The following is an 11,549-nucleotide window of genomic DNA, read 5'->3' as shown; positions in this document are numbered from 1 at the left end:
TTGCGAATTGGTTTTGCCGTCATAGCTATTTTCGCTGGCGTACATAGCATTTGCGCCTTCTGTCGCATCAACCGCTGTGACGAATTTCTGGTAAACTCTCGCTTCCTTATATAAGCAGGGGCTGCCTTGGTGGCTCCGCACACTTCCGATAATCAGAAAGCTGATGAGGCGACTATGACCACCGTGATCCGCCAGGACGACCTGATCGAAAGCGTAGCCGATGCGCTGCAGTTTATTTCCTACTATCACCCGAAGGATTTCATTCAGGCCGTGTACGAGGCCTACCAGAAGGAAGAGTCCCAGGCGGCCAAGGATGCCATGGCCCAGATTCTGATTAACTCCCGTATGTGTGCCCAGGGCCATCGCCCGATCTGTCAGGACACCGGTATCGTCACCGTGTTCGTGAACATCGGTATGGATGTGAAGTTCGAGTGCGACATGGCGCTGGACGATGTGATCAACGAAGGTGTACGCCGCGCCTACACCCATCCGGATAACGTGCTGCGCGCCTCTGTGCTGGCTGATCCTGACGGCAAGCGCCAGAACACCAAAGACAACACCCCCGCCATCATCCACTACAAGATGGTGCCCGGTAACACCGTAGACGTGCACGTGGCAGCCAAGGGCGGCGGCTCTGAAGCCAAGTCCAAGTTTGCCATGCTGAACCCGTCCGACTCGGTTGTGGACTGGGTGTTGAAGATGGTGCCGCAGATGGGTGCCGGCTGGTGTCCGCCTGGCATGCTCGGCATTGGTATTGGCGGTACCGCCGAGAAGGCGATGGAGCTGGCGAAAGAGGCTCTGTTGGATCCGATCGATATTCACGACCTGCAGGCCCGCGGTGCCTCCAATCGTGCTGAAGAATTGCGCCTGGAGCTGTTCGAGAAGGTGAACGAGCTGGGCATCGGCGCTCAGGGGCTGGGTGGCCTGACCACCGTTCTGGATGTAAAAGTCAAGGATTACCCCACCCACGCGGCCAACAAGCCGGTGGCGATCATCCCGAACTGCGCCGCAACCCGCCACGCACACTTTGTGCTGGATGGTACGGGCCCGTCCCTGCAGACCCCGCCGAGCCTGGACGACTGGCCGGAAATCACCTGGGAAGTAGGCGAGAATGTTCGCCGTGTGAATCTGGACACTGTAACTCCGGAAGACGTGAAAGACTGGCAACCGGGTGAAACCGTTCTGCTGTCCGGCAAGATGCTGACCGGCCGTGATGCGGCCCACAAGAAGATGGTGGATATGATCGAGCGGGGTGAAGAGCTGCCGGTAGATCTGAAAGGCCGCTTCATTTACTACGTGGGTCCGGTTGATCCGGTACGCGAAGAAGTGGTTGGCCCCGCTGGCCCAACTACTGCAACCCGCATGGACAAGTTCACCGACACCATGCTGGAAAAAACCGGCCTGACCGGCATGATCGGCAAAGCCGAGCGTGGCCAGGTCGCCATCGACGCCATCAAGAAGCACGGCGCGGTTTACCTGATGGCGGTGGGCGGTGCGGCTTACCTGGTCTCCAAGGCCATCAAGGGCGCCAAGGTGGTGGCCTTCGAAGAGCTGGGTATGGAAGCCATCTACGAGTTTGAAGTGCAGGATATGCCGGTAACCGTAGCGGTGGATTCCCGTGGCAGTTCCGTGCACCAGACCGGCCCGGTGGAGTGGCACGACAAGATCATTGCTGCCAAGGCGGTTTGATCTGAGTCTTTGTTGGTCCGGTAGCAGCCTTGGGCGTTCGGCTCAAGGCTGCCACTGAAAGTCCTTCATCTTTACCCTTCCTTTATACACTTCCACCCCTTCCAGCCTCAGTTTCTCGGTTTGAAGCTGGCAGGTTTCCGTGCCTTCAGGAAAGGCAATCTGGCCGTTGCTGCGGATAACCCGATACCAGGGAATGCAGTGGCCGGCGGGCAATTTGCCCAGGGCACGGCCAACGAAACGCGCCTGGCGTCCGAGGCCGGCCATGGCGGCTACCTGACCGTAGCTGGCCACTTTCCCTTTCGGAATCGTGGCCACTACCTGCCAGATTTTCTGCTCCTTTGTCGGTTCCTCTTCGGACTCGTGCATTCAGAGCTCCGGTATTGGCCGGGTTACAGGCGCAGGGCGCCGTCCACCTCGATCATGCGGCCAGAAACGTAGTCGTTCTCGAAGATAAACGCTACCGCTGAGGCGATTTCCTCTGGCTTGCCCATGCGTTTCAGGGGGATGCCGGCGGTCATTTTCTCCAGGGCTTCCGGCTTCATGGAGGCCGTCATTTCGGTTTCGATAAACCCTGGGGCGATGCCCATGCAGCGGATGCCGTAGCGGGCGAGTTCTTTGGCCCACACTGGCACCAGGGCAGATACGCCGGCTTTGGCGGCGGAGTAGTTGCTCTGGCCCATGTTTCCGGCGCGGGAGATGGAGGCGATGTTAATGATCGCGCCATGGTCGCCGTTTTCGATCATGCGGGTGGCCGCTTCACGGCCGCATAGGAAAACGCCGGTGAGGTTAACGTCGATCACGGACTGCCACTGGGCCAGCTCCATGCGCTTCTCGAGCTTGCCGTCCTTGAATTTCACCATCAGGCCGTCGCGCAGGATGCCGGCGTTGTTCACCAGGCCGTTGAGGTGGCCGAAGTCATTGATGATTGCCTGAAAGGTTGCCTCAACGTCTTCTTCTTTGGAGACGTTGCAGACATAGGTTTTGGCGTCGCCACCGGCCAGTTTGCAGGCCTCAGCGGCTTCAGCCAGCTTGTCTTCCATCAGGTCGATGAGTGCCAGCCTGGCGCCTTTGGCTGCCAGGTATTCAGCCATTGCGCGGCCGAGGCCCTGGCCGCCACCAGTGATTGCGATAACAGAATCTTGAAGTTTCATGGTTTGCCCTAATTAAGTTCAGAGGTGTTTTACGTTCTCTGTGTGTCTGCATCGTTTTTATGGGGAGGCATTTTGCCCGTTTTCTTTTTTCTTTTCATCGTTATGCCCATTGCCGAGCTGGCGGTACTGATTCAGGTCGGTAGTGTTATCGGCGTGTTGAACACGGTCGGGCTGGTGTTTCTGACCGCTGTAATCGGGGCCTGGTTGCTGCGCCAGCAGGGCCTGGCGACCTTGTTGCGGGCCAATGAGCGCCTCAACAGCGGCGAGTTACCGGCCAAGGAAGTGGCCGAGGGGCTGATTCTGGCGGTCGGCGGCGCTATGTTGCTCACGCCGGGGTTTATCACCGACACCTTCGGCTTTTTGTGCCTGTTGCCGGGCTCTCGACATTGGCTGGCATCGCAGGCGCTGAAGCGGATGACGGTGGCGGGGCAGAATCAAAGCCGGAGTTTCTTTTTCAGGGCGGGCGGCGGTGCAGGACCCTTTGGGCATGGCCCTTTTGGTCCGCAGCGACCGTTCGACCGTGATGCCAATGGCGACATCATTGAAGGCGAATACCAGGATCAGACACGGAATGATCGGGGTCAGATCCAGCACGGTCAGCCTGATCAGGATGAGCAGGAAAAAAAGTGAAATTTTTTTCGTTGCGGGTGTTGAAAACCTTTCGCTCAACCCCATTAACACAGCACAGATTCGTCTCAGGCTGAAAACCACTGTCTATCAGTGGCTTGGATGCCGAGGCAATTTGTCGGGTCCGGATCTCCGGCCAGACATTTTTAACATGCAATTGTCATTGCCACATTAATCTGACTATTGGAGAAACAGAGCAATGAAAATTCGTCCGCTACACGATCGTGTTGTCGTACGCCGTAAGGAAGAAGAAGAGAAAACTGCGGGTGGCATCGTGCTGCCGGGTAATGCCAAAGAAAAGCCTTCCCAGGGCGAAGTGATCGCTGTGGGTAATGGCCGCATTCTGGATAACGGCGAAACCCGTGCACTGGCGGTCAAGGTGGGTGACACCGTGGTCTTCGGCCAGTACGCCGGTAACACCGTAAAGGTTGACGGTGAAGAGCTGCTCATCATGAGTGAGAACGATATTTACGGCGTGCTTGAGTGATCGCAACAGCGACAGGCACGAACGCTCATTAATCCGATTGGTTCAATTTTCGGTTTAACGAACAGGAATAGAAGACATGGCAGCAAAAGACGTTAAATTCGGTGATAGCGCCCGTAAGCGCATGGTAGCAGGTGTTAACATCCTGGCGGACGCCGTCAAGGTAACGCTGGGCCCGAAAGGCCGTAACGTGGTTCTCGAGAAGTCATTCGGCGCACCGACTGTCACCAAAGACGGTGTTTCCGTAGCCAAGGAAATCGAACTGAAAGACAAGTTCGAGAACATGGGCGCCCAGATGGTTAAAGAAGTGGCTTCCCAGGCGAACGAAACCGCCGGTGACGGTACCACTACTGCAACCGTTCTGGCCCAGGCTATCGTAAACGAAGGCATCAGGGCCGTGACTGCCGGCATGAACCCGATGGACCTGAAGCGTGGTATCGACAAGGGTACGGCTGAAGCCGTTAAAGCCATTCGTGAAATGGCCAAGCCCTGCGACGACAGCCGCATGATCGCCCAGGTTGGCACCATTTCCGCCAACGGTGACGAGGCCATCGGCAAGATTATTGCAGACGCCATGGAGCGCGTAGGCAAAGAAGGCGTAATTACCGTTGAAGAAGGCCGTGGCCTGGAAGACGAGCTGGACGTGGTTGAAGGCATGCAGTTCGACCGCGGCTACCTGAGCCCGTACTTCATCAACAACCAGGACAGCATGTCTGCAGAACTGGATGACCCGTACATCCTGCTGGTAGACAAGAAGATCTCCAACATCCGCGAACTGTTGCCGGTGCTGGAAGCTGTCGCCAAGGCTGGCAAGCCGCTGCAGATTATCGCTGAAGACATCGAAGGCGAAGCGCTGGCAACCCTGGTTGTGAACAACATGCGTGGCATCGTTAAGGTGAACGCGGTTAAAGCACCTGGCTTTGGTGACCGTCGTAAGGAAATGCTGCAGGACATCGCTATCCTGACCGGTGGTACTGTGATTTCCGAAGAGGTTGGCCTGACTCTGGAGAACACGACTCTGGATGACCTGGGTACTGCCAAGCGCGTTAACGTCACCAAGGAAAACACCACCATTATTGGCGGTGCCGGTGCGCAGAGCGACATTGAAGCCCGCGTTGAGCAGATCCGTAAGCAGATCGAAGACAGCACTTCTGACTACGACAAAGAGAAACTGCAAGAGCGCGTAGCCAAGCTGGCTGGCGGTGTTGCCGTCATCAAGGTAGGCGCCGGCTCTGAAGTGGAAATGAAAGAGAAGAAGGCTCGCGTTGAAGACGCGCTGCACTCCACCCGCGCTGCTGTTGAAGAAGGCATTGTGGCCGGTGGTGGTGTTACCCTGATCCGCGCCATTGCGGCCCTGGACAAGGTAGACGCTATCAACGAAGAGCAGAAAGCCGGTGTTAACATCCTGCGCCGCGCCATGGAAGCGCCGCTGCGTCAGATCGTATTCAACGCAGGCGGTGAGTCTTCTGTCGTGGTTGCCAAGGTCAAAGAAGGCGAAGGTTCCTTTGGCTTCAACGCGGCAACCGAGCAGTATGGTGACATGCTGGAAATGGGTATCCTGGATCCCGCCAAGGTAACCCGTTCTTCCCTGCAGGCAGCGGCTTCTGTCGCTTCTCTGATCATCACCACCGAGGCGATGGTTGCAGATGAGCCAGAAGACGAGAAAGCCGGCGGCGGCATGCCGGATATGGGTGGCATGGGCGGAATGGGAGGCATGGGCGGCATGATGTAATGCCGGCCAGATCCCGAACAGGTCTCAGTTTCTGAGGCCTGGCCCGATCTACCCCTGAAAAACCCCGCGCTGGTTCACACTGGCGCGGGGTTTTTCGTTTTTTTGTCATGAACTTGCCCAATGGCTTTGTTAGACTCGGCTACCGGTTTTTAAATGTGCCAATTGCAATGACTGAATCCCGACCAAAATCCTTTCTCGGCCCTGGCAAAGTGGTTCTGCTGCTGTTGCTCGGTCTGTTGGTTTACGGGATCACTCTGATTGTTCTGGTTCCGGCTGGCTGGCTTTGGCAGCAGGCATCGGCGCAGGTACAGTTACCAGACCAGGTCCGGGTGCAGCAGGTATCCGGCCGCCTGTGGAGCGGCGCTGCCGGCGTGGTTGTGGCCGGTTTTCCGGCGAGGTTGCAATGGCAGCTGGGCTGGCCCTCGCTGACTGGGTTGACGATACCGCTGGAGTTTTCTGTGTCTTCGTCACAATCCCGCGTGGAAGGGGTTGCCAGTGCCGGTTGGCAGGGTAATTTTGAAGTCAGTGCCAATGGCGTGGTAGCGGTTGCCGAGTTCGAGCAGCTCATACGCCAGAGCGGTGGCGCCATGATTGAGGGAACCGTGTCTGTGGATCGCTTCGAGATGTCCTGGGCAGACGGTCGCCTGAAGTCAGCAGACGGGCTCGGGCGCTGGGGCGGTGGCACGGTTACCTGGCCCATGGGTAATCAGACAGGCCAGGCTGAGTTTCCACCCATGCAGGCGAACCTGGATACCGTGGACGGAGGCGTTGCGCTGGTGGTGGCAGAGCAGGGGGCAAGCGGGCCGGCGGCTGATGCCAGCATTCTCTGGGATGGCATGATGGAGCTGCGGGTCTACAAACGCATGGTCGATCTGGCGCAACAGCCCTGGCCAGACTCCGCAAGACCGGGTGATGTGGTATTCCGGGTCCGGCAGCCATTGCTGCCCGGAGGGCTGTAATATGATGAAGTTGCCCGTTCGGAGTCAGGAACGTTTGTCGCGTACATTGGCGAATGTGCTGTTGCTTGCGCTGGTGCTCTACCTGGCGGTCGAGCTTGCCAAAGTGACCTGGTTGTTCGCCTGGAATGACCGGCCCGTACCGGAAATCTTTGGGCAGGCGGCGGCCGGTAATGACGCTCGTAACAGCGTGTCCGGGGCTCCGATCGCCGGTTATGAATTCTTCGGGCGACCGGAAAATCAGGCTGGCGTGGCCGATGTGGTGCGTCGATCGGCACCGGAAACCGGGTTGCGCCTGAGGCTGGAGGGTGTGCTAGTCGGGCAGCGTCCTGAGGACTCCGGTGCTATAGTTGCCGGAAGTAACGGCGAAACCGAATACTATCGGGTTGGCGACCAGTTGCCGGGCAATGCTGAGCTGGCGGAAGTCGAAGCTGGACGAATCCTGCTACGCCGGGGAGGAAGGTATGAATCCCTGGCGTTTGAGGAACAGATGGATACCGGAGCTCTGGTTGCGGAAGAGCCTGTGCAAACGGCAGAATCGCCGGATACCTACCTGGAAGACGCCAGAGCGCGGCTGGACAGTGAAGGCGTGGCTGCATTGGCAACCTACGGTCTGCAGCCTGCAGAGGATCGCGGCGGGTATGTGTATGATGGCTCGAACGCCATGCTGAACGCCGTGAATCTGCGTCCGGGAGATATCATTACCTCGGTGAACGGTCAGCCTCTGGGCGACATCGAGCAGGACAAGCAGCTGCTGGACAGTTGGCGCAGCCAGCCGCAGCTGGATATAGAAATTGAACGTGACGGAACCCTGCTGACGGTCAGTTACGCCATACCCGAACAATGGCGCTGACAGGGTACTCAAAATAACAGGACGATATCGCCAGATGTATAACCACAAGATCAACCTCCTCCAGGCAATCATGTTCGCGCTTTTATTGCCGCTGGCTTCGCTGGCTCAGGCGCAGGAAGAAACCTGGAGGCTGAACCTCAAGGATGCGGACATTCGGGCCTTTGTCACCCAGGTGGCAGACATAACCGGCTACAGCTTTGTGGTGGATCCCCGGGTTAAAGGGAAAGTGACGGTATTGTCCAGTGCCCCCATGAACAAGGACGAAATATACGATCTTTTCCTGGCAGTGCTGAATGTGCACGGTTTTACTGCGATCCCCGGAGAGGAAGTCGTCAAAATTGTCCAGCAGGTCGATGCCAAACAGTCTGCAGAGAACCTGAACAGGTTTCCGCAAACGCCTTCCGAGCAATTGATTACCCGTGTTATCCAGATTGATAATGCCAACGCCCTGGAACTGGTTCCGATTCTGCGTCCCCTGGTCGCCAAATACGGCCATTTGGCGGGCGTGGCTGCGGCAAACGCCCTGATTGTCAGTGATCATGCCTCTAACATCGCTCGCATTGAACAGATCGTGCGGGAACTGGACAGCCCCTCTAAATACGAAGTGGAAGTGATTCAGCTGCAGGAAGCCTGGGTTGGTGACATGGTGACCCTGCTGCAGGAGCTGGCACCGGAAGAGCTTGGCCGCGCTGGCGGTGAGAATGCCGCACGCAAATACAGCGTGACAGCCGACGAGCGCAGCAATCGATTGATTCTGCGGGGCGACGAAACCTTTCGGGACAAGATGCGCGGTTTGATTCTCCAACTGGACCAACCGTCTGCAAGTGGCGGAACCACCAAGGTGATTCGTCTTCGTCATGCCGATGCCAAGACCCTGACCGAAATACTCAAAGGTGTGATGGGTGAGGTAGTGAAAGAGGGTAGCGCTGGCGGCAGTTCGGGTGGCTCTGCCGGGAATCCGGGCAGCAGCTTTTCAGTCTTTGCCGACGAAGGGCTGAATGCTCTCGTCGTCCGGGGGGACCCCTCCCTGATGCAGGAAGCCGAGCAGATTGTAGCGCAGCTGGATGTGCGCCGTGCCCAGGTTATGATTGAAGCGGCCATTGTGGAAATCAGTGATGAGCTGGGGGATCAGCTCGGGGTGCAACTGGCGGCTGGCGATGAGTCTGCAGGTTCGTTTCCTGTACTGGGGACTAATCTGACGAGCAGTCAGGGTATGGTTGGGCTTAACTCAGTAATTGGGGCGTTGGTGGGTGACACCATCCCACAACTCGCAGGTGGATTGACGGTCGGTGCGGGACAGCGCGATGAGGACGGCGTTACTTGGGGTGTTCTTATTCAGGCGCTTTCCTCCTCGGCGGCTGCAAACCTGCTGTCCACACCCAGTATCATTACTTTGGATAATCAGGAGTCCGAGATTATCGTCGGACAGAACGTACCGTTTCGTACTGGGCAGTCCACTGTCACCGGAGACGGGACCACCAACCCGTTTACTACCATCGAAAGACGTGATGTGGGCCTTTCACTCAAAGTGACGCCGACCATAAGTGCAGATGGCTTGGTGCGACTTGTGGTTGAGCAGACGACTGAAGACATTTCCACGACCGCTGTAGATAACGCTTCTGATCTGATCACCAACAAACGTGAGATCAAAACTACCGTGCTGGCGGATGATGGTGAGACCGTGGTGCTGGGCGGTCTGATCAAGGATGATTATCAGGTCAGCAAGAGCAAGGTGCCGCTGCTGGGCGATATCCCGGTACTCGGCCGGCTGTTCTCTTCTGAATCCGAGACCCGCGTTAAGCGCAACCTGCTGGTTTTCCTGCGCCCCACGATTATGCTGGGTAAGGCAGATGCCGTGGCGGCGACCACTGAAAAGTTTAACCGCCTCTGGGATGTGAACCTGGAAGTGCGCGAGAAGCTTGGCTTGCCCCAGGAAGAAACCGATCCGTCAGTCGATATGCTGTTTGAAGGCCGTCGGCAGTAATCAAATGGTTCTGGCCAGACAGCGTGGATAACCACGCTGTCTGATACTCCCGTTGGCGATGTGAAGTGGAGCAGTGCTTTCGATTGCCCTCAGAGCGGGGGCATAGGGCAGTCCAGTTGGTCAGCGACCAGTCTCATTAATTCGTATTCCTTAACTTCCACCTTACCGTCGTGGCTGATGCAATGTCCGCAGGCATCAATAATGGCAGGCTTCAGCAGTGGTGAGAGCTGGCTGAGAACATTCAGAGCAGCTCTCAGGTTCTGCATGGTGATCTTGCTGTGCAGGGTTTCGTCGTTTCCATTGCCGAACCCGGATATAGCCTCCTGATAGAGCGCTTGAGCCATTTCCGGTGCTTCGCTACCCGCTCGGGCGAACAGGCTCAACACCTGCTCAATGGCGGGCTTCACTTGCCGGAAGCTTCGGTATTTTACGGGCACGACCTGCCCGGAGCCACGGCCCAGGTGCCGCCACAGGAAGGTGGTGAGTGCGAGTTCGAACAGGGTCACCCGGTTGTCCGCCTGAACCAGCGTCTGAATATTTGCGAGAAGGGTATCCCGCTCCTCCGGATCGAGCTTTCGCAGCGCCGGCATGGCCAGTTCAAGCATTGGAAAACGTGCGCGTTCGCCAAGTTCCTTCAGGGATGGCAGTAGTTTGCCAAGCAACTCGGGTTGTGCGCCCAGCACGGAGTGCTCTGGAATGAGAGCAAGCCTCTCGGTTTGCTCGACGTCCGCCAGTTCGTAAATCACCAGGCCATAGCAAAGCTGTACAGCACCAGCCCGGGTGTATAACAGGTTGCGAAAGGTCGATGGCAGCCTCTGCAGGAGGTTGCTGGCGAAGCGCTCGCTGTCCGCGGAAACCGTGCCAACGCGGCTGGATAGCGCAGGGCCTGCCGTCGGAGATTCGTTGCTCAGGGAGCTTGCCAGAGGGGACAGGCTGTACTTTCGGGTGCCTTGAGCGGGTTCGACCACCTGGCTTACCAGGTCTCCGATGCCTGCCTTCTCCGGACTGGTGCCTTGCCCCTGCAAACGTGATCCCGGTTCGGTATCCCTGAGCCTGCTGCGCAGGCGGGCCATCAGCCCTGGCTGGATGGCGTTGATCCGCTCGTCAATGGGAGGGTGGGAAGCCAGCAGGGAAGTGAATTTCATCCGTGCCGCCTCGCCGAAGCACATGTGGTTCATATCGCTGGCGTGGCTGGTGGTGTCCAGATACCCGCCTTTCATTCCGATTTTGAACAGGGCTGCGCCAATGCCTTCGGGGTTACGGGTGAACTGAACGGATGAAGCGTCGGCCAGCATCTCCCGTTGGCGTGAGACGGCCGACTGAATGAGCCGGCCAAAGAACACGCCGACATAGCCGATCACCATCAAGGCCAACCCGATAAGGCCCATGGCAGCCTGTGCCCGGCCGTCCCGATTTCGGCTGCGTCCACTGCTGTAGAAGCCAGCTCTCAGGAGAAACTGGCCAATCTGGCCGATCATCAGGATGCCGGCCAGCAGGGCGATCAACCTCACGTTGATGCGCATATCGCCGTTGAGGATGTGGCTGAATTCGTGGCCTACCACGCCCTGGAGTTCGTCACGGTTCAGCTGTGTCAGGGCCCCATGGGTGACCACCATCACCGCTTCACCAGGGGTATAGCCGGCGACAAAGGCGTTGATGCCGGTTTCATGGTCCATCACGTAGAGTTCCGGTACCGGCACGCCGCTGGCAATCGACATTTCTTCCACGATGTTGCGCAGTTTGCGTTCTTCCGGATCGCGGGTATCCGGATCAATAGCTCGAGCGCCCACCATTCGTGCTACCCGGGTGCCGCCTCCGGCCAGATCCACCCAGCGTACCAGGGAACCGATGCCAATCAGCGCGACCACCGCACCGGCGGTCGTCAGGCCGTGGCTGGACAGCAGCCAGTAATGGAAGGGCAGGGCTGAGGTCTGGCTGCGGGTGACCATGTAACCCACCAGGCAGACCGCCAGAGTAATCAGGGTGACTGCGGTTAGAAACAGAACGACCAACAGGCCAGTGTTGCGCCGGGCATTGGCCTGGCGCTGGAAGAAACCGGGGCTCGCCATGAAT

At 57.8% G+C, this 11,549-nt stretch carries 10 protein-coding genes; 7 read left to right on the top strand and 3 right to left on the bottom strand.

Features of this window, described 5'->3' with window-relative positions; genetic code table 11:
• Nucleotides 1–174 precede the first annotated feature (174 nt).
• Nucleotides 175–1,689 carry a fumarate hydratase gene (locus Q669_RS06410; protein WP_022991656.1) on the top strand — a complete coding sequence of 505 codons (1,515 nt, stop codon included), beginning with the start codon at nt 175–177 and terminating at the stop codon, nt 1,687–1,689.
• 42 nt (nt 1,690–1,731) lie between these two features.
• Here Q669_RS06410 and Q669_RS06405 read toward each other — a convergent pair whose 3' ends face one another.
• Nucleotides 1,732–2,055: an MGMT family protein gene (locus tag Q669_RS06405; protein ID WP_022991655.1), complete on the bottom strand. Its 324-nt coding sequence runs from the start codon at nt 2,053–2,055 to the stop codon at nt 1,732–1,734.
• 23 nt (nt 2,056–2,078) lie between these two features.
• Nucleotides 2,079–2,840, bottom strand: a complete 762-nt coding sequence (locus Q669_RS06400) for an SDR family oxidoreductase (protein WP_022991654.1) — start codon at nt 2,838–2,840, stop codon at nt 2,079–2,081.
• Between the two features lie 72 nt (nt 2,841–2,912).
• On the opposite strand from Q669_RS06400, the gene Q669_RS06395 reads away from it, so the two are divergent.
• The 6 genes from Q669_RS06395 (at nt 2,913) to gspD (ending at nt 9,476) form a co-directional block, all read left to right on the top strand.
• Nucleotides 2,913–3,470: an FxsA family protein gene (locus tag Q669_RS06395; protein WP_022991653.1), complete on the top strand. Its 558-nt coding sequence runs from the start codon at nt 2,913–2,915 to the stop codon at nt 3,468–3,470.
• A gap of 196 nt (nt 3,471–3,666) precedes the next feature.
• A complete protein-coding gene (gene groES / locus Q669_RS06390; protein ID WP_011785505.1) occupies nt 3,667–3,954 on the top strand; it encodes a co-chaperone GroES in 288 nt (95 codons plus the stop codon).
• A 76-nt stretch (nt 3,955–4,030) separates the two neighbouring features.
• Nucleotides 4,031–5,683 (top strand): chaperonin GroEL, encoded by a 1,653-nt coding sequence (gene groL, locus Q669_RS06385; protein ID WP_022991652.1) that lies wholly within the window; start codon nt 4,031–4,033, stop codon nt 5,681–5,683.
• A gap of 167 nt (nt 5,684–5,850) precedes the next feature.
• Nucleotides 5,851–6,642: a type II secretion system protein N gene (locus Q669_RS06380; protein ID WP_022991651.1), complete on the top strand. Its 792-nt coding sequence runs from the start codon at nt 5,851–5,853 to the stop codon at nt 6,640–6,642.
• Nucleotide 6,643: 1 nt separating this feature from the next.
• Nucleotides 6,644–7,492, top strand: coding sequence for a type II secretion system protein N (locus Q669_RS06375; protein WP_022991650.1), 849 nt, complete (start codon nt 6,644–6,646; stop codon nt 7,490–7,492).
• Between the two features lie 34 nt (nt 7,493–7,526).
• Nucleotides 7,527–9,476 carry a type II secretion system secretin GspD gene (gene gspD, locus Q669_RS06370; RefSeq protein ID WP_022991649.1) on the top strand — a complete coding sequence of 650 codons (1,950 nt, stop codon included), beginning with the start codon at nt 7,527–7,529 and terminating at the stop codon, nt 9,474–9,476.
• 89 nt (nt 9,477–9,565) lie between these two features.
• On the opposite strand, the gene Q669_RS06365 is transcribed toward gspD, so the two are convergent.
• Nucleotides 9,566–11,545, bottom strand: a complete 1,980-nt coding sequence (locus tag Q669_RS06365) for a M48 family metallopeptidase (RefSeq protein ID WP_022991648.1) — start codon at nt 11,543–11,545, stop codon at nt 9,566–9,568.
• Nucleotides 11,546–11,549 lie beyond the last annotated feature (4 nt).

The organism is Marinobacter sp. C1S70 (genome assembly GCF_000475355.1).
GTDB lineage: Bacteria > Pseudomonadota > Gammaproteobacteria > Pseudomonadales > Oleiphilaceae > Marinobacter > Marinobacter nauticus.
The sequence above is the reverse complement of the archived record's forward strand: the minus strand, read 5'-3'. Positions and strand labels throughout refer to the sequence as shown.